14 protein-coding genes are annotated in these 25,484 nt (G+C 34.1%); 3 read left to right on the forward strand and 11 right to left on the reverse strand.

The window, feature by feature from the left end; genetic code table 11:
- Nucleotides 1-15 precede the first annotated feature (15 nt).
- The 5 genes from QZU83_RS04205 to psmB all read right to left on the reverse strand — a co-directional run bounded on the left by QZU83_RS04205 (nucleotide 16) and on the right by psmB (nucleotide 7,280).
- Nucleotides 16-2,295: a hypothetical protein gene (locus tag QZU83_RS04205; protein ID WP_295609929.1), complete on the reverse strand. Its 2,280-nt coding sequence runs from the start codon at nucleotides 2,293-2,295 to the stop codon at nucleotides 16-18.
- A 152-nt stretch (nucleotides 2,296-2,447) separates the two neighbouring features.
- Complete coding sequence (gene comC, locus QZU83_RS04210; protein ID WP_295609931.1) at nucleotides 2,448-3,476, reverse strand: L-sulfolactate dehydrogenase; 1,029 nt, start codon at nucleotides 3,474-3,476, stop codon at nucleotides 2,448-2,450.
- A 27-nt stretch (nucleotides 3,477-3,503) separates the two neighbouring features.
- Nucleotides 3,504-4,523 carry a phosphoribosylformylglycinamidine cyclo-ligase gene (gene purM / locus QZU83_RS04215; protein WP_295609933.1) on the reverse strand — a complete coding sequence of 340 codons (1,020 nt, stop codon included), beginning with the start codon at nucleotides 4,521-4,523 and terminating at the stop codon, nucleotides 3,504-3,506.
- Nucleotides 4,524-4,617: 94 nt separating this feature from the next.
- Entirely contained in the window at nucleotides 4,618-6,531 is a 1,914-nt protein-coding gene (locus QZU83_RS04220) for a beta-CASP ribonuclease aCPSF1 (protein WP_295609935.1), read from the reverse strand.
- A gap of 134 nt (nucleotides 6,532-6,665) precedes the next feature.
- On the reverse strand, nucleotides 6,666-7,280 hold the full coding sequence (psmB, locus tag QZU83_RS04225) for an archaeal proteasome endopeptidase complex subunit beta (protein ID WP_295609936.1): 615 nt from the start codon (nucleotides 7,278-7,280) through the stop codon (nucleotides 6,666-6,668).
- A 177-nt stretch (nucleotides 7,281-7,457) separates the two neighbouring features.
- Here psmB and QZU83_RS04230 point away from each other — a divergent pair, with 177 nt between their 5' ends.
- Nucleotides 7,458-8,186 carry a class I SAM-dependent methyltransferase family protein gene (locus tag QZU83_RS04230; RefSeq protein ID WP_295609937.1) on the forward strand — a complete coding sequence of 243 codons (729 nt, stop codon included), beginning with the start codon at nucleotides 7,458-7,460 and terminating at the stop codon, nucleotides 8,184-8,186.
- On the opposite strand, the gene cofG is transcribed toward QZU83_RS04230, so the two are convergent.
- From cofG to QZU83_RS04255, 5 genes are all read right to left on the reverse strand, one after another.
- Nucleotides 8,164-9,261: a 7,8-didemethyl-8-hydroxy-5-deazariboflavin synthase subunit CofG gene (cofG, locus tag QZU83_RS04235; RefSeq protein ID WP_295609939.1), complete on the reverse strand. Its 1,098-nt coding sequence runs from the start codon at nucleotides 9,259-9,261 to the stop codon at nucleotides 8,164-8,166. The genes QZU83_RS04230 and cofG overlap by 23 nt on opposite strands.
- 2 nt (nucleotides 9,262-9,263) lie before the next feature.
- Nucleotides 9,264-9,704 (reverse strand): DUF2120 family protein, encoded by a 441-nt coding sequence (locus QZU83_RS04240; protein ID WP_295609941.1) that lies wholly within the window; start codon nucleotides 9,702-9,704, stop codon nucleotides 9,264-9,266.
- A gap of 11 nt (nucleotides 9,705-9,715) precedes the next feature.
- A complete protein-coding gene (gene mptA / locus QZU83_RS04245) occupies nucleotides 9,716-10,657 on the reverse strand; it encodes a GTP cyclohydrolase MptA (protein WP_295609942.1) in 942 nt (313 codons plus the stop codon).
- Between the two features lie 222 nt (nucleotides 10,658-10,879).
- Nucleotides 10,880-11,356: an Lrp/AsnC family transcriptional regulator gene (locus QZU83_RS04250; RefSeq protein WP_067044706.1), complete on the reverse strand. Its 477-nt coding sequence runs from the start codon at nucleotides 11,354-11,356 to the stop codon at nucleotides 10,880-10,882.
- A 305-nt stretch (nucleotides 11,357-11,661) separates the two neighbouring features.
- The gene (locus QZU83_RS04255) at nucleotides 11,662-12,822 is read right to left on the reverse strand and encodes a tRNA (guanine(10)-N(2))-dimethyltransferase (RefSeq protein WP_295609945.1); all 1,161 of its coding nucleotides are present in this window, start codon (nucleotides 12,820-12,822) and stop codon (nucleotides 11,662-11,664) included.
- 212 nt (nucleotides 12,823-13,034) lie between these two features.
- On the opposite strand from QZU83_RS04255, the gene QZU83_RS04260 reads away from it, so the two are divergent.
- Together QZU83_RS04260 and QZU83_RS04265 are read left to right on the forward strand one after the other, a co-directional pair.
- Nucleotides 13,035-14,522, forward strand: a complete 1,488-nt coding sequence (locus tag QZU83_RS04260) for an MFS transporter (RefSeq protein WP_295609946.1) — start codon at nucleotides 13,035-13,037, stop codon at nucleotides 14,520-14,522.
- A gap of 40 nt (nucleotides 14,523-14,562) precedes the next feature.
- Nucleotides 14,563-16,041 (forward strand): MFS transporter, encoded by a 1,479-nt coding sequence (locus tag QZU83_RS04265; RefSeq protein WP_295609947.1) that lies wholly within the window; start codon nucleotides 14,563-14,565, stop codon nucleotides 16,039-16,041.
- A gap of 1 nt (nucleotide 16,042) precedes the next feature.
- Here QZU83_RS04265 and QZU83_RS04270 read toward each other — a convergent pair whose 3' ends face one another.
- On the reverse strand, nucleotides 16,043-25,408 hold the full coding sequence (locus QZU83_RS04270) for a condensation domain-containing protein (RefSeq protein ID WP_295609949.1): 9,366 nt from the start codon (nucleotides 25,406-25,408) through the stop codon (nucleotides 16,043-16,045).
- Between the last annotated feature and the right edge of the window lie 76 nt (nucleotides 25,409-25,484).

The raw sequence follows: 25,484 nt of genomic DNA on the forward strand, positions 1-25,484 counted from the left end.
TAATTCTCTTTAAATTTAGGTTTTAGTTATTTTTATACTGGATTTTGCTGCAGTTGCTACTACATATTTATTTGCGGATTTTACTACAACTTTATGTGTTCCAACACTAAGGTTTTTGACACTAATTTTAGCAGTACCGTTTGCATTTGTTTTAGCAGTATAGGTTTTTACAGTTTTTCCAGTGTACACTTTAATGCTTACTTTAACTCCAACAACTGGGTTTTTATTCGCAGTGTTTTTAACAATAACTCTGAATTTCTTATTTTCACCTTTTTTGGCGGTTAATTTTTTAGGAGTTAATTTAGCAGGTGCCTTTTTAACAACAAATTGACTAGTTTTTTTGCTTGCTGTAAAGTTTTTACCGTCGTTTGAAGAAACTTCAACTTTATATGTACCTGGTTTAAATGAATCAAGGGAAATTCTTAATGTTCCGTCTAATCCAGTTTGACCATTGTAATTGTAGTAACTTCTTGAGTTTGGATAAATTTTAACATTAAGCTTACCAGCATAAATTGCTTTTTTATTTTTTGTGTTGGTTAACTTAATTTTATAGATTGAACCGCTTTTATAATATCCTGTTACTTTTTTCACGGTAATTTTTGCGGTTGATTTTTTAACTTTTACAGTTTTTGTCACGGTTGAAGCAGTATATCTGGAATCTGCCATAGTTACAACTATTTTATGAGATCCTACTGCTGTAGGAGCATAATTCACATATATCATACCTTCGCTGTTTGCTTGGTAAAGATATGCCTGTGAAGCTTTGCCTGTGTAAACCTGTACTAAAACAATAGCGTTAGCCACTCTTTTACCGGTTGATTTATCGGTAACTTTAATGGCTGCTATATTTCCACTGTTGTAGTAGTAGGTTTTTGGTACAGTAACTGTCATTTTGGTTGCTATGCCTAAGATTGTAATACTTCCACTAGCTTTTTTCTCTTTGATATTTTTAGTGTCATTGTTGCTGACTGTCAATGGATATTCTCCAGGGATTAAACCACTCACATTAATTTCTGCAGTTCCATTAGCTCCAGTTTGGAAGTAATAGTCTTTTGCAGTTGTATTTGCCATATATAAATGGAGAATAATTCCTTTCATCGGAGCTCCAGTTTTAGCATTTGTTACATCAATAACCACTTTTTTGGTTGATTTGTAATGTTCTTTGTATGGATTGATAGCAATGTTTATTGATGCTATGTTAATAATAATATCAGTTTTATTAGTTCCTTTAACGTCATTAGAACCTGTTAATGTTAATGAATAAGTTCCTGCAGGACAATAAATATAGTTACCAATGTTGTATCCGGGATAGAAATCCTCATTTGGAACTGTGATGATACCATTGTCATCACTTTTAAATTCTTTGGAAGTACTGATGCTCATACTTCCTCCAATATTACGAGTTATCCAAGTGAGTTGGGTTGTATTTTTCATTCCTGATATTGAAATAGTTTTATTTGGTAGAACCGCAAGATTATTGTCACTATCTAAAATTTTGAATGTAAAATTGCCTACAGAATAATCTGTTTCTTTATTTAATACAATAATTTTAATATTGTAAATTCTATTGATTGTAATAGTTTTAGTCAATGTTTTATTTTCAGTATAATTAATTGTTAAATTACCAGTAACATCAAAAGGATAGTCAAAGTGTAGTGCTTTATTAATAAGTTCAAAATTATCTATCTCTTTAGTAATTGTATTATTTCCATCTTTATATGATGCAACCAAAGATATTTTATCTTTGTCTAGGTCATATACAGTAACACCATCAGTTATTTTGATAGGTACTACTACTTTTTTAGTTGAAGTTACATTAGCATTAGCTGCATCAATAATTTTTGCACCGATTACTGATAGTTTCATTGTAGTTTGTGAACTTGTGTAATTTGAATTGCCTAAAAATTTAATGAATATGTTGTGATTTCCAACAGTTAAATTTTCAGTTAAAATGACACTTTCATTAGCATAATTAAATCTTATAACTTTACTTCCTTCAGTAACATTCAAATCCCCGGTTTTAATATTAACTGTCTGAGATTCATTGTCTTTTACAGTTACTGGAATTTTCGCAGTTTCTTTTTCGTTAATTGTTACATCCTTAGAAACTACAGTTGTAGCTTTTGGTGATGTGCCTTCATTTGTACCATTGTCTGAAATGACATCAATAAATCCGTCATCAGTGGATAAGATATCTGCATCCATTGCAGCATCACTTGCACAAACTGACCCAACGCTTACTAATAGGAATATTGACATCACTATTAATAAGATATAAGAGTTTTTAAGTTTCATAACTTTTATCCTCCTTTTAAAAAGAAAATTTTTTTCAAAAATAGTTAAATTTTCTAGTATAATAATTTAAGTAGTTATTTACATATAAAGTTTTGTTCTATTTGTATTCAGTTTAACTTTATATTCTAATAAAAAAAGTGAAGAATAATGATTTATTCTTCTATGTATGAATCAATGTCAATATCTAAATTGTCACAGATTTCTTTTAGTTGAGCATATAATTTTTCATCAATTGGAATTCCATTGGCTTCGGCTTCAGCAATTCTTTTGATTTCCAAATCTCCAGGGATTGCAACAGTTTCACCGGTAGCTCTGATTTGACTTACAAAGTCTTCAGTATGCTCTACAAATTCATCAAAGTCTCCGAATTTGGATGGATCAATTACGACATATAAATCCCCTTTAGTACAATCTTTGTCTGGTGAAGCGGTACCTGTTACTCCTTTACCGTATCCTGCCTGTACCAATGGTCCGGTTAAAATTTCGATTAATGCGGCAAGAGCATATCCTTTAAATCCTCCGAATGGTAAGATTGAACCTTCAAGTGCTGCTTCAGGGTCATTTGTTGGATTTCCGTCTTTATCTAATGCCCATCCGTCAGGCAAATCTAATCCTTTTCTTTTTGATTCAATGATTTTTCCACGGGCAGTAATTGAAGTTGCCATGTCTACAGTAATGTAAGTTTCAGATGGAATACCTAATGCAAGAGGGTTTGTACCGATTAAAGGTTCTTTACCTCCTAAAGGTGCAATTGCAGGGTCTGTATTTGCAAGAACAAGACCAATACAGTTTTCTCTTAATGCTAAATCAGAGTAAAATCCGGTAACTCCAAAGTGATTGGTATTGTGAACTCCTACACAACCAATACCTACTTCTTTAGCTTTTTTAATAGCTATTTGCATAGCTTTGTATGATACTGCCTGTCCAAATCCGCTGTTACCGTTAATCAATGCAATAGCAGGGGTTTCTTTTTCAATAGTAATATTGTCGTTTAAATTAATAGTTCCTGATTCAATACTAATTAGGTACTGTGGGAATCTGCCAAGCCCGTGGGAAGTGAATCCTTTTAAATCCGCATCAATTGTAGCTTCCGCCACTAGCTCTTGGTCTTCTTCACTAGCTCCCAGCTTTTTCAATATTTCTTTTACGAGAGCTATTTCTCTATCTTTCATTATCTTCATTTTATCACTCCTTATTAGTTAATTAAATCAGTATTCAATAGTGGATCCTTCAAAAGCTTTAACAGTGATTTTTTCATCATCAGTAACTTTACCGATAATTTGACAGCTGCAATATTCTTTTAAAGTGTTCATGATTTTATCTGCTTCACTTTCATCACAGATAACTACAAAACCGACACCCATATTGAAAACTTTATACATTTCTTTGATGTCGACATTCTGTTCATAAATTAATTTGAATATTTCCGGAACTTCAGGAAGGTCTACAATATCGTATCCTACACCTTTTTTCAAACGTCTAAGATTGGTGAAGCCTCCTCCGGTAATGTGAGCAAGTCCATTAATTTTATATTCTTTCTCAAATAAGGCTACAATAGGTTTAACATAAAGTTCAGTAGGTCTTATCAATTCTTCACCGATGGTGGTCTCGCCGTTAGGCATTTTATCATCTACGGTAAATCCGGCATCGTCAAACAATGCTTTTCTGGCTAAACTGTATCCGTTAGAGTGTATACCATTACTGTTAATACCAATTAAGACATTTCCATGTTGGATATTTTCTCCGGTGATTATCTTATCGATATCCACAAATCCGATACCTGTTCCTGCAAGGTCGAAATCTTTAATAATTCCTGGAAGTGAAGCTGTTTCTCCTCCAATAATTGCTATTTTAGATTCCACAGCACCTTTAACAAGACCTTCTGCAATTTCAGAAGCTCTTTCAGGGTCAGGCTTTTCAACAGCAAGATAATCCACTAAAGCTATTGGTTCTGCACCAACACATAAAATATCGTTTACAACCATTGCAATACAATCAATACCTACGGTATCGTATTTGTTCATCATTTCTGCAATTAAGATTTTACTTCCAACACCGTCAGTACTCATTGCAATAGCTTTATCTCCTAATTTAACTAAAGCAGCATAATGCCCGCTATCAGTAATAATGTCTCTATATGATAATGTTGACTTGAGTTTGTCAGCTAATTTTGATACTGTAACTGCTTCAAGGTCTATGTCAACACCAGATTCTGAATAAGTAACCATTTTTCCACCCTATTGTTTGATTAAATTAATTTATGCCGTATATGTTACAACATTATATATTATAGTAATACTTTGTTGTAATTACTATATATTATTAATGAATTCTCACACAATCTAAATTGATTGGAGTTTTTGTTTCAATTTTGTAGCTTCTATGAATTGAAGATGCGAGGTCCACAGTTTTGTATGGATCTCCATGACAGGTAATGACTTTTTCCGGTCTTGGATTAAGCCTTTTAACATATTCCATAAGTTGTCTTCTGTTGGAGTGACCACTGAATCCGTTAATTGTTTTGACTTCCATTTTAACACAGAATTGTCTGGTTCTTCCATCATCATCTTCAAGAGGAATTTCTTTCCATCCTTTTTGGACCCTTCTACCCATGGATCCTTCAGATTGGTATCCAACAAAGATTAATGTGTTTCTTTCATCTTCACATAACCACTTGAAGTATTCAACTGAATTTCCTCCGGTTAACATACCTGATGTGGATAATATGATTGCAGGTTGCCTGCTTTCAACAATTTCTTTTCTTTGGTCATGATTTTGAACTTTTTCGAACATGTCTGATACAAACGGATTTCTTCCCATATGGAATATTTGGTCTCTCAAGTCTTTACTTAAGTACTCTGGTCTTGCAGTGTGAATTGCGGTTGCTTCCCAAATCATTCCGTCAATGAAGATAGGTACTTCTTCAATTAATCCGTGTCTCATGTATTCTTCAAGTACTACCATAAGTTCCTGTGCTCTTCCTACTGCAAATACCGGAACCAATACTTTTCCGCCACGTTTAAGTGTTTTGTAGATGGTTTTCATCATTTCTTTTTCAGCATTGTTCCTGGAAGGCTGTACGTCTTCCCTTCCACCATAGGTACTTTCCATAATCACGGTTTCAGCACGTGGGAATCTGATTGTTGCAGGTTCCAATAATCTTGATGGTTCATATTTGAAATCTCCGGTATATACTAAGTTGTGTGCTCCGTCACCAATGTGCATATGGGAGATTGCGGAACCAAGGATGTGTCCTGCATTGTGTAAGGTTAATCTGATGTCTGGAGAAATGTCGGTTACTTCTCCGTAATCTAAGGTGAGGGTATTTTTAATTGCTTGTTTTACATGCTTTGATGTAAATGGTAATGGATTGCCTTCTCTGTGAGCAATATCCAAATGATCGAATTGTAAAAGGGTTGTCAAATCCCTTGTTGGAGTTGTACAATAAACCGGTCCGTCATATCCGTAGTGGAAGAGGTATGGTACAAATCCACAATGATCCAAGTGAGCGTGAGAGATAATAACTGCATCCAATTCTTCAATTGAAAATTCAGGTGCATTCAAATAAGGGAATGCATTTTTATTGTCTGATGCAGCAACATTAACACCACAATCTAATAAAACACGACTGTTTGGTGTTTGTAAAAGCATTGATGAACGTCCAACTTCTTTAAATCCTCCCATTGAAGTAACTCTTGCCCAGTCATTTGGGTATTTACTTCCTTGGTGGATTTGACGTCCAAGGCGTTGTAATAATTTTTTTCTGTCTTTACTGCTATTTTTCTGGATTGTTCTTATTTTTCCAATGATGTCTGAACTGATTGGAGGTGTCCTTAATATTTTAGGCGCCCATCCGGTATTTTTAACAATATTTCTGGATGTCACTCCATATTTACCAATAACAAGTCCTGGCTTTTTGGCAGTGATGACCACTTCTCCAGTTACGGTATCAAAGTAAATATCAGTAATTTCAGCACCTTCAGGAACTATCTCATGTATTTTATTTATAGTTTCTTCAGGTTCAAGTAAAGCGCTTTTATCAGATCTTATAATAATTCTTTTTCTGAGTTCTTTTGCAAGTGATCTAATCAAGTCACCGTTTTCTGTTATAATTTCTGGATTTTTGGTGTAAACTACCACTTCAGGTCCTTCAAATTCTACTTTTGAAACCTGGATTTCATCTGGTAGTTTTTGCAAAATTTCTTTTTTAATATTTTCTAAAATATCTGAAGTCATATAATCCCTTCAAAAATAGTTTTGTGTATTATTATAGTTTATGAAAAGCTTTAAGCTATAATCAGGTAAATTTCATAAACTATCTACACAATATTATATAAAAAAATAGTTAGTTATGAAAAATAAGTTTTGCTTTATATCTTATCCAAAATCTCATTAATTTTTTCAATATCTAACATTTCAAAGCCGTCTTTATCCACTTTAGCGACTAAGTATCCATTTCCGGAATAAGTGTCACGTTCAGCAGCAGCTCTAATAGCTCTTATGGCTATTTCAATTCCTTCGTCAGTTGTCAAATCATCTCTGAATCTATCTTCAAGAACACCGTATGCAACGATGGAACCTGAACCTGTGGAAATGTATGTGTCTTTAATCATACCTCCGGCAGGGTCTAAAGAGTAGAGAGATGGTTTATCTCCGTCCATTCCACCAAGTAATGTTTGAACATACATTGGTCCGGAACGTAAAATATTTGCTGTTAATGATGCAGCCGCTTTTACGCTGATTTCATCATTATTCCTCATTTGGTATAATGAAACTTCAGCTTCAATAACTTTCATTAAGCTTTGTGCGTCTCCAACAGAACCAGCTATGGTTGTTACAATATGATCGTCAATTTTAAATATTTTTTCTGCGACTTTGTGAGCTACCAAGTTTCCCATACTAGCCCTTCTTTCGCTTGCAAATACAACTCCATCTTTACAAGTAATTCCAACGGTGGTTGTACCTTCTAATATTTTGTCATCCATTTAAATTCACCTCATATAAGAGTATAAAATATCTAATTTCAACTACTTAAGGTAATATATTAAAATCAAATTTAATGTTGTTAATTTTATTTAAAATCAGAATCAATTATTAGTATAAACTAACAATATTAATATTATCCATTTGCATATATAAACTTTTCTTATTGGGGGGTCTAGATGAAATATAAAAAAATTGGAGATATTTTAATCATCGATAAAAATTATCCTGATGATGATTTTGAAAAGTTATCTGAAAAACATAATGTTAAAACCATAATGGAGATAGACCATATTCAGGGAACCAAAAGGGAACCCGTTTACAGGATTCTTTATGGTGATGAAACAGAAACAATAAATAAGGAAAACGGATGTTTGTTTAAATTGGATTTGGCTAAGGTGATGTGGTCAAAAGGAAACAATAATGAAAGGTTAAGAATTGCCAAGCTGGTTCGAGATGATGAAACTGTCATCGACATGTTTGCAGGAATAGGTTATTTTTCAATTCCTATTGGAGTTCATTCAAATGCAAAGCAGGTTTATGCAATAGAAATTAACCCGAATTCCTATCATTATCTGTGTGAAAACATCAAACTAAATAAATTGGACAATATAACTCCAATATTAGGCGATTGCATGGTTGAAACCCCCAAACTAAAAGCGGACCGCATATTAATGGGATATGTAAAAACCACCCATCATTATCTGAAAGTGGCAATCGACAGTTTAAATGAAGGGGGAATATTGCATTATCATGAAACGGTTCCAGAAAAGTTGATGAATTCAAGACCGATTGACAGAATTGTTGCTCAGGCTGGAGACAGGGAGGTTGAGCTTCTAAAAATAAATAAGATAAAAAAATATTCGCCGGGAGTGCAGCACGTTGTTATTGACGCTCGGATAAATTAGCAATGTTGTCCAAAAGATTTTTGTTCAGCCATTCATCGTTAATGTATTTTTCATAAACGCATAATCTTTCAATTAGTTTAAACCCTGCATCTTCAGTTAGTTTTTCAAGTTCATCAATTCCCGGCCATGGGGATGTGATATTCACATAATCCGGGCTTACCGGTGAAACACCACCCCAATCATCAGCGCCGCATAATAAGAATATCTGGGCAGTATCGTTATTCAGGTTAGGCGGGACTTGAATGCTGACGTCAGTATCTTTGAATACTAATGTTCCTGCAATAACTGTCCTGATCATATCTAAAAAGCTAGGTTCTTCCCAATTTTCCATTTCAATTCCAGGTATTGGTGTAAAATTTTGTATGATGACTTCCTGAATATGTCCGTATTCATCATAAATTTCTTTTATTGTTAAAAGAGATTCTGCAATCTCTTCTTTGGTTTCCCCAATTCCGATTAATATTCCTGTGGTGTATGGAATTTTAAGTTTTCCGGCATTTTTAATGGTTTCAATTCTCAGTTCCGGATTTTTACCGGGACTTTTATTATGTGCCGGCAGTTCCATTAATCTTTTTGAAGAATTTTCAAGCATTAATCCCATTGATGCATTGACTTCTTTCAAGCGTTTTAAATCTTCGTATGCAAAATTGCCTCCGTTAGTGTGGGGAAGCAGGCTGGTTTCATCTAATGTCATCTGGCATACATCAACGATATAGTCAATCATGCTGTCATAACCATATTCCTTGAGTTTCATGCGAACGATTTCTTCCTCATCCGCATCTTCACCAAAAGTAAATAATGCTTCAGTACATCCATGCTTTTCTGCTTCTTTTAAATCAGCAAGGATTTCCTCTTTGGTTTTGAGAATGATTGCATGAGGGTCATCAGGATTCTTTTTAAAATTACAGTATCCGCAGTCATTTCTGCAGATTTCAGTTAATGGTATAAATATATTTTTAGAAAAAGTAATATGATTATTCTCCCTATATTTTGCGGTTTCCAGCATGAACTTTATTATTTCACTGTCAGTTGCATTTAATATTTGGAGAATATCATCTTTTGTTGTTGATGTCATGTTTATCCTTTGTCTTCAGATACGGTAACTTCCACATAAAGTGGAGGGATTTCGTTTTTATCTTCCCAAATAGCGATTATAACATCAAAACTTGGAAGTTTAAATATTTTGTATTCGACTACCAGTCCCATTGATTCCAAATCTTCCTTAACTCTTAAGAATCCCTTTGTATCAACAGAGTTTGTAGTAATCTCGCTTTCTTGTATATTTTTATCTCCCGCTTTTAAAATTTCATCTAATTTATCAGAGTCGGGTTCTAATTCAGTTCCTCCTAGAATTTCACCAATTTCAGTAAGTTTGGCATCAAATTCATTGAGAGGTATGACTTTTCTAGACCTTCCTCTAACAATCAAAATTTTATCATTATCAATTGCAGGCCTTGATCCTTTAAAAGCATCAAAAAATCCCATTACCTGTCCTGCAATTTCATAAGTTTTTTTCATTAAATCAAGTCCTATTCAATATTTAACTCTTCTTTAAGTTCTCCCATAGTGGTAACTTTTTCAGCAAATGCATTGTGCCTGTGAATACTTTCATGATTTTCTTGACGGCAGGTAATTAATGTGTCATCAGGGAAATCAGAATATTTGTTTGCAATGCTTTCCATCATGTTTCTGACACAGTCTTCAACAAATACTGGTTTTCTGTGTGCATTTAAAACAGTTGCATTTTCATCAGGTCTTTTCAATAATTCGCACACTGGTGAACTCATTGATTTTTCAATAATATCAATAAAGTCTTCTGCTTTAACAGTTTTATCTTCTGGAACTTCCATCATTAATGTTCCAACACCTCTCTGATTGTGAGAAGCAAAAGTAACTGTATCTAATACTTTTTGAGTGGTTTCTTCGTCTAAGAATTCTAATAATTTATTTTTATCAGATTCTCTTACGGACTCCTGTGCACAAGGACAAACGGTCATTCCAATGACTTCAGCTCCAACACTTTTTCTGATGGTTACGGCACCATCATCATCTCTAAGTCCAATAGCTTTTGCTATTAGTTTAGCCATTTCCTGTGTTTTGTTTTTAGTCACCGGGGACTCTCTCATGAACATAAAATCAGTAGTCATTGAGATTTCAACACGTTTTGCATATTCGTGTTTAGTCATCATGCAAGACACAATTTTAGCGCATAATGATTCAACATCAACGGTGGAATCTTCAGCAACAGTTTCAAGAACTTCACTGATTGCTTCTGGGTTTCTAGACATGTGCACACCTTTTTGATCATTTGGTAAGTCTACAAATGCATCAAAAGTAGGTAGTAATATTATAGGTCTTTTATTTGTTCTTTCTAATTGTAATAGTTTTTTAACTCCGGTCACGCCTACTCTAGTTAATTTGATAGGTATGCTTGGAGCGTCATCTTGTGTGTCGGGTAAGCATACTGCCAATTTAATTACCTCGAAATTTTTTAGTATAAACATTATATATTTATCATGTCTTTTTATTTATATATTTAGTTTAAATGCCGATATGAAAATATTTTTAATGTTTTTTTAATGGAAATTGTTTTTAACACATTAATTTCAAAAAAATAGTTGATTATTTTAAAAATTTAAAAAGAAATAAAAAATGTTTAAAAGCAGTAATAACACTGCTTTTTTGAGTAAATTTTATAAGATGTTTGAAGATCCCATATCTTCTTTAATAACATCTAATACAGTTTGAGTATAGGTTCTTTCTATAATTGGGTCTTTTAATAATTCTTTAATAAATGCATTCAATTCATTGGTGTTTCTGAATTTAGCAATTAAAAATGCGTCATATTCTCCAGTAACATCGTAAATTCCTACAACATTTTTATTAAAGAAAGTTTTTTCTTCCCAGTTTTTAAGTTTTCCACCTTTAACTCTGACACCAATGATGGTAGTTAAAACGAATCCAAGTTTTTCATGGTCAATTACTGGTGAAAATTTCTTAATAACTCCAGATTTGACCATTTTATCAATACGATTGTGGACAGTTCCTACAGATACATCTAAACTACGTGATATTTGTCTATAGGAAGTTCTAACATCTTCATTGATTATTTTAAGAATGTTGATGTCTGTATCATCAAGTTTTATAACATTATCTTTGGTTTTTACCATATAGTATCTCCCATAAATTAATATGTTAATTTTAGATTTTTAAATCTGATAAATTAACTTATAATAATAATGACTGTTTCATTATATTTAAAAGTATTTATTGTTTGTCTAATTTTTTTAATATTTTCTTTTTTAACTTTTATATTGTAAATTTAATTGCCGAATTTTATTTATATTGATGCCATAAATTATTTATTTTTGATAATTATTCGTATTAATATGAACAAATTTAATGGTTTTTTTGAACTAATGAAAAAAATATTTAAACTAATTTATTCAAATTCAAGTTTTATCAAACTAATTTATTATGGTTCAAGTTTTATTAAAATGTTTTGAAGGTCTTTAACTGTTGCATTTGTTTTTATTCCTAATGGGTTAAAATGGGTTTTAACAGCGATAAATCCTTCTTTTTTAATTTCATCAAATATCAAATCTAATTTGGCCGCACTAATTCCTAAGGATTTGCAGATTTTGTGAACATCGTAAAATGTTGCAGGCGCATCGGCTTCCAAAAGGCAACTGTTTAAAAGTTTCAAGGCTTGTTTTTCTGTATTTATTTTTTTATTTTCAATTTCGTCAATCATTTTTTGAATAAATTCACAATTTTGAATGTCTCCTAACCATAATGGTCCTGCATGAATTAATTTTTCACCACAAACGGGGCAGAATTCATCAACTGAAGTGGCCAGACCCAAACTGGTCTGTCTGTGGAGGCAATGTTTGCAGTGACTGATGTATCCGATATTTTTTAAACTTTCATCAGTTCTTTTTGAACCTTTTTTAACATTTATGTATAATCTCATATAATGTTCAGTACTATGGGACATTTTCACTTCAATGCATTTTGCATATTTTGAAAGGGTCAATGCAACAAATCCTGCCAATATCCTTATGCCTGTCTCATGACAGTATTCGCTTTTGTAAGGTTTTGCATTATATTTGCGTATGCACGGTTCTTTATAAGTTCCACATAAAGCAGAAGTGTCAGTTGCAGTCACGCACAGCAGTGAATTTCTTCCTGCACAGTAACCTGCAGAGTCTAAAAATGGAGATGGTGTTCCAAATGGATCAATATCGATAACATCAAATTTCCCTCTCATCATTCTCAAAAACATACTGGCGTCATGCTGATGAACTTCAATGTCTTTTAAACCGTTTAATTCAATATTATGTCTTTCATAGTGGTTTGCCACTTCGCTAATGTCGTTAATGTAGACATTTCCGACACCGTCGATTTCATTTTTATAACGGATGCCTCTGATTCCGCTTCCACCAAACAAATCGCAGATGTCAATGTCTCTTTCCTGTTCCCTTTGGAATACCTGCAGTGCAAGTATTGATAAATCCCTATTTAATTCCATGTGGGGGTTGTAAAAAACAGGTGCATCAGATGAAATTTTATCAAATTCCGGAAATTCGATTTTTGTCAATCCCTCTTCAATACTTTTAATTTTATATTCATCCATTTGTTTCACTCTTGATTGTTTTAATTATATTAACTAATGTTTTAAATATTTTGATTTAAATAATCCCAGAAATATCTCATACTTTTCTAGGCCTTATATCTGTGGCTTGTAGTATTAATAACTTTTTTTTCACAACTCAAATCCAATAGAAATAAGGATTTCTACAAATCCTTAAAAAATTTAAATAATGACTATTGGCATAAATATATAACATGAGCAAAGACCGCGAAAGCATGAAGGGAACATATTTCATCTCTTCAATTTCAACAACTTCATTCCTTGTTGAATTTGGAGTATTATCAATTTTTACTTTATTCCTACTTGATGTTTTGAATTTCTCGATTCCATTGACATCAAGGGTTTATGCATATTATTACGGCTTTGCATATTTTCTGCCTATCCTGGTCGGATACATTTCAGACAAATACATGAACAAATCCACTGCACTGACCATCGGTTTTGTTTCAATGATAATAAGTCAATTGTTCCTATGTCTTTCCGCCTCATTATATACTCCCAACAATCCTGTTCGAGATACAATAATCTTTAATTTGCAAAACATTGCATACTTTATAGGATTTCTGTTCCTCGCTCTAGGAACTAGTTTCGCATCCCTTTCAATCACGCATATAATCAATACCATCAATAATGAATCATCAAGAATTAAGGGATTCTCCATTTATTATCCCATTTTGAATTTTGGAGTATTGATTGGAGTAATCATAACAAGTTTGGTGGTGGGAAATGACAATTATGAATTATATGTATGGATCTTCTTTATATTCGCAATTATTTTAACTATCGGGCTCATTACCTTTAGATTAAGCAAAGAGAAGTATCTAGTTGACAATGACGGTAACCCTATGAAGGATGACTATTCAAAGGATTCCATAATTGAAGAGTCGAATAAACTTCTCAGGGACTTATCACATGAAAGCATATTCAAAATCAAAGATTTAAACATTAGGCAACGAAGAAAGTTGTTCAATGATTCGCTTACACCCAATGACAAGGATGGGTTAACTGTCTTTTTCATATTTTTAATGATAATAATCTTTTATAGAATTGCATTTTCCCAAACCAGCATATCCCTTATCTTTTTTATAGATATGTATGTTCAAAGGGATTTGAGCTTTTTTACAATACCTGTACAAATGTTTTCTCTGCTTAACCCACTGTTCATTTTAATTTTAGGCCCTATTCTTATTAAAGTCAATGATAAGCTGGACAAAAAGAAAATTGAACTGGACTTCATAAAAAGAACCATACTTGCCCTGTTGGTCTTGGTTCTCTGCTTTGCGCTGCTAACAGTAATTGGTTATTATATAGATATTGATGCTGTGAATAAAATTAGCCTGATTTGGATTGTTGTTTTTGAATTATTCCTAGCAGTATCAGAACTTCTTTTCTCAATTGCGGGTTATAGTATGGTTGGTGATTTGGCACCTGAAAAATATTATTCATTGTTTTTCGGTTTCTTCATAGCTACAAAGTCTATTGCAACGTTCTTGTCCGGATTCATATCATCATGTTTCCCAGAGGAAGGAAGTGTGTCTTTTATTTTTGGCTTGCCAATTAACGGACTGATGACATTTTTCATAACATTTGTAATTATGAACCTGTTCACTGCATTTGTTCTAATCATTTATAGAAAAAAATTGATTGGAAAAATGCATCTCGAAGATTTGAATTCTGCATAGTCATATATTCTTAAATACAAAAATTAATAAAGATTATATTATGAGTAAAGATGCAAGCGAAACCAAAAAGGGAACATATTTCATTTCTTCACTGGCAATGACGTCCTCCCTTACAGAATATGGAATTTCATCAATATTTACTTTGTTTTTAATACATGTACTTCATTTTTCAATTCCATTGTCCTCAAGCATGTATTCACAGTACTATGGATTCGCTTACATTCTGCCGATTTTTGTCGGGCTGATTTCAGACAGCTATCTGACTAAAACCAAATCGCTTCTGATAGGTTTCATCTCAATGATAATAAGTCAATTGATCCTGTTTGCATCAGCTTCGCTATATGCTCCAGGTGCAGTTGAACAAACGGTAATTACATTTAATCTGCAGAACACCCTGTTTATAGTTGGATTGGCATTTCTGGCTTTGGGGACAAGTTTTGCCAACAACACATTTTCCAATATTATCAGTTTAGTCAGCAATACCACTCAAGAGGATGAAATAGATTCATATTCCATTTATTATTCCCTTTTGAATTTGGGAGTCATCATTGGAATTCTGATAATGACATTCGTAGTGGGAGATACAAATTATCCTCTTTTTAAATGGTCCTTCCTGATATTCGCCATTTTTCTAGTTATAGGAATGATTGTGTTTCTATATGCAAGGCATGTCTTTTTAGTCAACTACAAAGGTGAACTTGTAGTGGATGACAAAACAGATGAAAACAATGAAGGAATTTTAAGAAGAATTGCTTCAGGAATCAAAAGAATACTTCATGGAATTTTGCACATTAAATCAGTAATATCAAATTTCACCAGTTCCCTGTCCAAAACGGAAAAGGACAGGCTGATACTGTTCTTTGTAATTCTGATATTCATCATTGTCTACAGAATCGGATACAACCAATCAAGTGCATCCATGGTTATATTTGAGGAAAGCTATGTTGTAAGAGATTATGGATTTTTGGTATTGCCAGTACAGCTTTTCAGCATCTTCAATCCTCTTTTCATCATATTGTTGTCTCCATTGTATTCCAAATTCAATCAAAAAGCGGCAGATAAAAACTGGAATTTGGGGCTTGTCACAAGGATTGGAATAGGATTACTGCTATTGTCACTTTGTTTTATTGTTTTGGCTAATATAAGCTATCTGATTGATGTGGGTGTGACAAATAAAATCAATATCATCTGGATAATAATCTATGAGCTGATTTTGGCATTATCTGAGCTATTTCTATCAGTAACAGGTTATGCCATGGTTGCGGAACTGGCTCCAGCCAACAACTTTGCGCTGTTCTTTGGTATATTCCAATCAACACATGCAATTGCAAGATATTTGACCGGAAAGATAATCAACATTTTCCCGGCATCTGAAGTCCCAACATTATTCATCGGATCTTTTCCTATAAATGGATTGACTAATTTTTTCCTATTGTTTGCAGTTCCTGCATTAATTTGCGGCATCATTCTGATTTATAAACGAAAATCATTGGAAAGAAGAGTTCATTACGGAGAATAATCTAGGAGATATCATCCAAATTTTCCTTATCCATCATTTGGGTTAAAATTTGAGCATACAATCTGACAAAATTGACAGCAGTATCGCTTGAAAACATATCTGCATGAATTATATGAATCACATACCCATCATCCAAATCATTGATTACACAGAAGAATTCGGAGAACGAATCTTTAAAGGTATCCTTTATGATTATATCGCTTCCAACATCAGATACATCATTTAAATCATAATTATACTCAAATAATACTGTATTATTCAAATTAAATTCCTTTTCAAGCAATCTGAATGGATAGACATTGCTAAACATTGAATTCAAGACCAAATCGGAAAAGTAATCCAGGTATGTTTTAATTGCATTGTTTTTGCAGTCCACTAGAATTGGGGTTGTGCGGGCAAACATTCCCAGAGAATTCTGAATATAATTTTCATGACGGCCATGCTCCACAAAGTTATAGTGGACCTTAGAGCTTCCTATAAAACTGGAGTAAGTATATGCAAATACTGCATTCAGGAAAGTACCAATGGTAATGTTATTGTTTTGAGTGAACTCTTCAACATCACTTCGAATTCCACGAATTGGAAGAGAAACTATTCCTCGAGAGCCGTTTAAATCCTTTTGCATTGAATTAACTTCGCCAATGCCTGCCAGTTGTTTGGCATAAAAGTCATGTGAAGATTCATAAGACTCGTTGAATTTGGATTCGAAAGAATCACGGCTGGCATAAAGGAAGCCCAAATCAACATCCCTGTCCAATTCGCCCTCAAAAGCATCAATGAAATCATTGCCAATAATAATGCATCCTATAGCATCATTAATTACGTGGTGAATATCATAAACAATTCGCTTTGATTTCCCATTGTCGATAATGAAGAAACGGGCCAAATGCCTTTCCAAATCAAAAGGTTTTATAAGGCTGGTGAAATCAGCGGTATTGCAGACCTCAACTAAAGGATAGCCATCACAGATTAAAAGGGGCATGTCCAGGTCATCCAAAATACGTCCTTTTAATATAGGATGCTTTTCAACCAAGGAATGAATTGTATCCTTAATCTCATCAATGGATTTGTCTAAAGGACATTCGATAATCTCCCAAGTAGAATAAGCGTTGCCCATATCGTAGTCTTTTTCATTGAAATAGACTTCAAGCTGGGATTCCGACAGTGCACAGACAACCTCATTATCATTAAATGTGAAATTTCCAAGGAATTCCAATTCGTATCGGATGTTCTCAATGAATTCCGCAAGATTATCGGCTATATATGTGTCTTTCGGATAATCTCCACTAATGGAATAGAAATCATCCATGCGATTGATATTGAAATCAATCCCATATGTGTCCATATCCTGCTGATTATCTTGGTCAAACTCATGATTGACAGTTTTGAATACCTCATCTTCAAAAGCGAATTCCGTACTTAAGAAATTGAATGTAACAGGGCAGTGCCTATACTCCAATTCGTTGGTGATGTAGATTAATGAGCCATAATTCAAACCCAAATTTTTTACATTGCCAAATGCAGTTTTAATTTTATAAACGTCCTTTACAATTGAAACATCATCATAATCATTGCCTATATCGACAGGTACTGGATACTGGCTGGTAAACCATCCTACGGTTCTGAAAAGATTTGCAAGACTATCGTCACGCCCATATGATTCTCGGTTAAATATTATGTCTTTTCCATAAGTCTTTTTATATGCACGTGCAATAGATAATGCCCAATATTCCTCCTCTGAAAGCATCAATAGATTATTAGCATTATATTTCACATCAACATTGAAATTGAATCCCATGGCATTTCCCCTTATCTGCGAATCGTCCAATAATCCATTGACTTCAATCCAATGCAATTTTTCTTCTTCAGAAATACTATCAACTAATCCTTTTACATCTTCAACCCATTTCTTATAGGAATATGGTCTGGTGAGGTCAATACGCTTATCGTTTGAGTCAAAATAATTTTCTTTTAGTGATAATGCATTGCTTTCAGCAATCTCTGAGGAAATTTCAGGAATATTTTTAATATTCTTAACAATCCTATAAGGTGTCCTATAATTCAATATGTCTCTTGCGGAACATGTTATGCTGTTTTTGTTGAGCAATGAGGTTACTCGAATCGCTTTGATGGAATCTCCACCTAAATCAATGAAGTCGTCGTTTATTCCAATAGTTTCCTGATTAAACACAGTTTTGAATGCATCCACAACTATCCTTTCCACTGCATTTGTTGGAGCTACATAATCAACAAAACCGTCACCTTGGTATTCCTTGCAATAATCATCCAGAGAATTCTCACTTTGACTTCGGGTAGAGAATATTTTCAAATCTTCACCGCTGCAATAGTCAATATCAGATAGCATCTCCTTATCTAACATTTGTGTTAAAATTTCGGCATATGCTTTAGCAAAACTGATCATAGTTTTCCTAGAAAACTTATCGGAATGTTGTATCCATACCGCATAGCCATCATTCAAATCCTTAACGACACATAACAAATCAGAAATTGAATCCGTGATGGTTTTGCTTGTAATAATTCCTTCATCTAAACTGGAAACATCATTGAAATCCAAATTATACTCAAACATCACATCATTACTCAAATTGAATTCAGAAGCAAGCGCTCTGAATGGATAAACGTCATTCAATATGGAAGATAAGGCCAAATCTGAAAAATATCTCAAGTATTCATTGATGAAATCATTTTTACAATCCACCAAAATAGGAACCGTTCGAGTGAACATTCCTACTGCATTTAGAGAATAATCTTCATGTCGCCCATGCTCGGTGAAATTATAGTAAACTTTGTCACTGCCTAAAAAACGTGAATAAGTATATGCAAAAGCAGCATTTAAGAAAATTCCTGTAGTTATCCCATTAACACTGGCGAACTTTTCAATACTACTTTTAATGCCTAGAATAGGGAGGGAAACAATGCCTTCACAACCTTCTGGATCATTCGGCAATTGTTTTACTTCATCGATATCAGTCAAGTGTGCTGCATAGAATTCATGTGCTTGCTCATAGCTGGATTCAAATTTGGATTTGAAGGAATCATAACTGGCATGAACAAAACCCAAATCAACACCATCATAAAGATTATCTTCTAAAGCATTAATCAGATCACTTTCAACAATTTTGCATCCTATAGCGTCATTGATGATATGATGTGCCTCAAAGAACACCTTTTTTTCTTCATTTTTATCAATAATATTAAAACGTGAAAGGGTTTTTTCCAAATCAAATTTGTTTACAAGATTCGAAATGTCGTCATCAGAATTTATATTAATATCAGGATTACTGTCGCAAATTAAAAGAGGTGTAATGTCATTATCTAAAATTCTTGCCTTTAAAATAGGGTGCTTATCAATTACTGATAAGATTGCTCTTTCAATTTCTTCTATCGAACTATCAGAACCGCAATCAATAATGGTATATGTGGAATAGGCAGTATTCTTATTGTTGACTTTTTCATCCAGATAAATTCCCAATTGGACTTCAGATAACGGGCAGACTATTGTGGAATCATCAAATGAATCATTTTCATCATTGAACATATTTTTTGCCGAATTTCTAACATCTTCAAGCCATGATTCATATGAATTTGGCTTGTCAAGTTTCATTTTTTCATCAGAAGCCAAATGAGTGTAGATATGTGTTAAATCATCCAATAAGATGCTCCAGCTTACTCCATCCACAATCAGATGATGAATGACAAAAACAAGATAACATTTATCATCATAATAGGCCAAACTAACATCCATCAGATTATTGAAAACATCAAGGGAATCTTTAGCTTTCAGGATGATTTCTGTAATGCCCTCATCAAAATTGCCATTTATCTCATATTCATTGATTTCGCAAATCCGAGTATTCAACGGCAATATTTCCTGAACATGCCCATCATCCTTAACTTTGAATCTTGCCCTCAGCATGTCATGCAGATTCGTTAATTCATCCAAAGCAGTCTGCAGGATAGCGATATCCAAATCAACTGCAGATTCCAAAACAAATTCCTGCGTGTAGTCATTCCTGTTTATTTGATCAAAGAAATAATCTTGAATCGGAAGCAAATCAAAAATTCCTTCAACATGTTCATAAGACTCTTCAAATTTATCTTCTGCATTCTGAGCAATGAGATATGGAGTCTTATAATTTAAAATATCACTTGGATTACAATTGATTCCTTCATTTTGAAGCATGGAAACTATGCGGATGGCCTTAATTGAATCTCCGCCCAAATGATAAAAGTTATCATTGATTCCTACCTGTTTTACATCCAGAACATTCTCCCATACTTTTACAATTGCCCTTTCAACTGCACTGGTCGGTGCAACATATTTGTATTTGGCTACTTTAGGTTGGGGCAATTTTTTAACATCGATTTTTCCGTTGCTGTTTAGAGGAATAGAATCAATCCGCATTATTGATGATGGAACCATAAACGGAAGGAGCATATCTCTTAAATCATCCAATAGTTTGTCGGTGTCAATGACATCATCACTAATGATATAAGAATGCAATTGTGTATTTTCGGAATTCGAAACTGTAACCGCATGGATTATATCATCATTCATTTCAATTTGTCTGTTGATTTCATCCACTTCAATCCTTTGGCCATTGATTTTAATTTGCGTATCCATTCTTTCGATGAAATTTATCTCGCCATCACTATCAAGATAGGCCAAATCTCCAGTGCAGTACAATGTACCGTCATCAAATGGATTTTTGATGAAACGCCTGTTTGTTTCATCGTCATTGTTTAAATAACCATCAGCTACCTGTTTTCCACCAATGCACAATTCTCCAGGAATGCCTATTGGACACAACTGTCTTCTATCATTTAAAATATAAATTTCAGTATTTATATTGGCTTTTCCAATGGTGATTTTATCATATGGGACTCTTTTAATGCTTGCGAATATTGTTGCTTCGCAAGGCCCATATGCATTGTAAATAATTGGATTGTATTTTTTTCGAATTTCGGCTACCAGACTTTCAGTTAGGACTTCCCCTGCAAATATTAGCTGCCCCACATTTTCCATAATCATTTCAAAATTTGGAAGCATTAAAAACATTTTCATTTTGGCCGGAACAGTATTGATAATTGACTTTTGATTCAATATGTCTTCAGGAATTCCTGAAAAATTATAATTCTCATCGATTACATGTAGCTGTATGCCATTCAACATTGAAAAGATAATTTCAAAAAGCGATGTGTCAAATCCGATATTTGTTGTATGGTAAATAATCTTGCTGTCTTTATCATAAAATTGCTTTTTGGCACTGATCAGGAAGTTTTCAACATTTTCATGAGTGATTTGCACACCTTTTGGGACTCCTGTAGTTCCTGAAGTATGGAGTATGCACAGCTTGCCTTGAGAGGACGATTCAAATTCGCTATAATCATAATCATATAATGACATTTGCCTCAAATCAACGATGTTGGCATCATCCATGTCCAAATCCAGATTTGTCAATATGACTTTGGCGTCAACCTCTTCAATGATGTGTCTTATCCTCCCCTTCGGTGCCGATGGGTGGATTGGAACATAAACGGCATTCAGTTTCAAAATGCTGTAGAAGCTCAAAACAGATTCTATGCTACGGTTAGCTATCAATACGATATTGTCTTGTTTTTCAACGGCAAAATTGTCCTTAAGATAATTTGCCAAGCTGTTGGTTTTCAAATCAAAATCATTATAGCTTAAACAAGATTCACAATCAGACAAAATAGGCATTGTAGGGTTTTTAGCAATTTGCTCTTTTAATGCAGTCAGGATTGAATCATAGTTTATATCCTCCTTAACGCCAGCCATTTCTATTATCCTTTTCTTCTCACTTGGGGAAAGGATATCAATATCATCTATTTTCTTACCCATATTTTCATCGATGTTGTCAATCAAGTAAACATAATGGCTCAATAATCCGTTGACCTTTTCAAATGAATACAAATCCATATTATAATCGAATTCGACAGTCAAATTGGTTGGACTATTCTTTATTGTGCATGTCAAGTCAAATTTGGATTCATTCCACTCCAAATCATTGTTAAATTCATCGTCAGTGTTCTGTATAAACGCTATGCTGAACAGCGGATTGAATGAATTGTTTGTTGGCATATTATGGTCTTCAATTATCTGCTCGATTGAATAGTTCTGATTGGCAAATAAGTTGGCCAATTCCTTTTCGGTTTTTATTAAAGTCTCTTTTAAGGTATCTCTGCCACACATGGTCTGTGCAAATGGCAGCGTATTGACAAACATTCCCAAAGTCTTTTTCAGAACCGGGTGTGTTCTTCCGCTTGTTACGGTCCCGATTTGAATGTTCGATTCATCTGTGTATTTGTGAAGCAAAACACTGAATTGCAGAAGCAATAATTTGTAAACTGTGGTGTTGTTATCTCTTGCCTGCTTTTCTATAATTTCTTTATCCAGATTGTATTCAATCTTGTTTCCGTTGAAAGTCATGTTCTGTGGCCTTTCAAAATCTGTCATCAGTACGGTTCCATATTCTGAAAGTTCCTTGTTTTTCCAGTAATTCCTTTCCTTAGCCTGCTGATTCTTAACCCAGAATGCATAATCTTTATACTGAATTTCGTTTGTCGTGAATGGCTCATTATTGTAAGCCTTTTTAATTTTATCGTATAGTAGGTCGTTGCTTATCTGATCGCCTATCACATGATGCATGTCCCTGAAGATATAGGTTTTGCCATTGAATTCAAAGACCTTTATCCTAAGTAGGGAATCCGTTTCCAGTTTGAACGGTTGAATGTTTTGCAATATGACTTCATAAATGTCTTCATTCTCTTCAAGCTTGACTGAATCCACCTTGATTGGCCTCTCATTATGAATTTTTTGTATGTATTTGCCATTTTCAACATGAAGTGAAGTTCTAAGTATCTCTTCGGCTTCAATTACCCTATTGATTGCATCTTCCAGCCGGTTAATGTCAATTGATTTCTTAAGCTGGATTACATTTGGCAAATTGTAATTGGTTAAATCAGGATTTTTACGATAAATAACATACAGTCTCTTCTGTTGGGAGGACATCGGATATTTTCCGGTAACTGATGGTGCTACCTTTTCTATTTTATCGGTTGAGTGATTATTGCCTATTAGTTTTGACAGTTTTCTGACTGTAGGAGTGTTCATTAGGTCATTGTGTTTCAGGTTTATGTCGAACTCATGGTATATGTCCGAATTCAGCTTCATCAATGTTAGGGAAGTGAAACCAAGCTTGAACAGATTGTCGGTGACTCCGAAACTGTCATGGTTTAGGATATCCCTGCAGAAATCGTAGAGGGTCTTCTCCAAATCATTATCCGGTTTTATGTTTTCCGTGTTCACAGTCGGTTTTGGCAGCATCTTTCTGTCTATCTTTCCGCTAGGGGTTTCAGGAAACTTGTCCAGCTGGATGATGAATGTCGGAACCATATATTCAGACAGGAATCTTTCAAGATATTTCCTTAAATCATCAATGTCAACCTGGTTTTCGCAAGTAAAATAGGCGCATAGATGATTTTCATTATTTATTTCATGAATTATGGCAACGGCATTATTGATTTTATCATATCTGACAATCACTTGTTCGATTTCTTCAGGGTCAACCCTTTGGCCCCTCAGTTTGATTTGATTGTCGACCCTTCCCTTGATGATCATCTCGCCTGAGGGAAGTTCAACCGCATAATCGCCGGACTTGTAATAAGGAAGCCCATTTAAGGAAATGAACACCTCTTTAGTTTTTTCCTCCATATTATAATAGCCCTTGCTTACACCGATTCCGCCGATATACAGCTGCCCGATTACTCCATAAGGCAGAAGCTTGTCATCGATGTCCCTTACATCAGTGACATAATTGAAAAGTGGCTTTCCGTTGGTGATGAAATCGGGATTTAGAATCTTTTTGCTGTTCGAGGTCAGGCTGGTTTCCAGAGGACCGTAACCGTTATAAATATCAATGTCTGCGCATTCCTTAATTGAATCGTAGACGTTTCTTGTAAACGGCTCTCCGCCACAGCCAATTCCCTTAAAGTGTCTTATTGCAGATTTGAACTCTGGAACCTGCAGATATGAAAGAATCCTTGAAGGGGTAAGGTTTACAAATTCCGGCTTTGTCTCTTCAAGCAGATTAGCCAACAGAACAACATCCTTGATTTCATCATCGTTTGCAAAGACCAGCTCCATGTCATTTGTCAGGGAAAGCAGAATGTCTTCTTCGGAAATGTCGAATGATATCGAAGCGATAGACAGCAATCTCTTGTAGTTGTTCTTGATATGGGTGGCAGTCAGATTTGATATTCCGCAATGGGTTGAAATGACTCCCTTAGGATTTCCTGTCGAACCAGAGGTATAAAGAAGAAAAATGGGGTCATCCGCCTTTAAGTCAACATTGGGAAAACCTGTATCTCCCTCATCAATCAGATCCTGAGGGTCAATTGCACCATCAATGGATTCTTTTGTAATGATATATTCTGAATCGCTGTTGTTTCGAATATAGCTTATCCTTTTTGGAGGAAAATTCATATCCAATGGAATGGCTACGCACCCTGCTTTGATAATTCCCAGAAATGTTGTGATGAGGGTCTTGTCTCTGGCAAGCATGAATGAGATTGTGCTGCCTTTTTTTATTCCCCTTTTTATCAATGCATTGGCAATTCTATTTGCCTCATCATTGACCTGCTTAAATGTATATCTTTTACCGCAAGTCATCAGGGCAGTTTTTTCTGGCGTTTTGTTTGCTTGATTTTCCAATAATTCATTAACCAGAGGGCTTCTTTTAAGTTCATATTTTATGGGTGGCTTTTCATCCCGGAGTGCGATATCTTCAACCTTAAGATTCTCGATTCCAGAAGTGTAAAATTGATTTAAAACCTTTTTGACGCTCCTTAAAAATGAGCCTGCATATGAGATAGTGTATTTGTTGGCATCGAACTTTAGTTTCAAGTGATATTCCTGGGATGATTTGTTGATAATCAGTGAAGTGTTAGAATCATTGTCTTCCAAATCATTATAAATATAATTGAAATGGGATTGATTTGCCAATTCCTTTAACAATTCATTATTATCCTGCGGATTGGAAAAATAACTCCTGAGGTTGGAAATATAATCAATAACATTCCTTTTTCTGTTTTCATCATTGAATTTCAAAGGAATTTCAACGGATTTTTCATTGATTTTGGACTTTGTTTTGATGAAAATTTGGGTGCCGTTGGCATATTTTGTCAATGTAATGCATGTGGCAGCCAAAAACAACAAATTTTGGTCCAAATTATGTTTTGAAGTCAAATCATCAATTTTTGATTTCACTATAGAAATGCAAACATATTCCATTTTGGTGATGTCATCATCATTTTTATTAAACATAAGAACTGAAGGCTGCATAAAAACACGTTATAATAATTTTATTTAAAGTTATTAAAAAATTTTTCACATTTACTCA

It is taken from the genome of uncultured Methanobrevibacter sp. (genome assembly GCF_902771435.1).
In the GTDB taxonomy this organism is placed as follows: Archaea; Methanobacteriota; Methanobacteria; order Methanobacteriales; family Methanobacteriaceae; genus Methanocatella.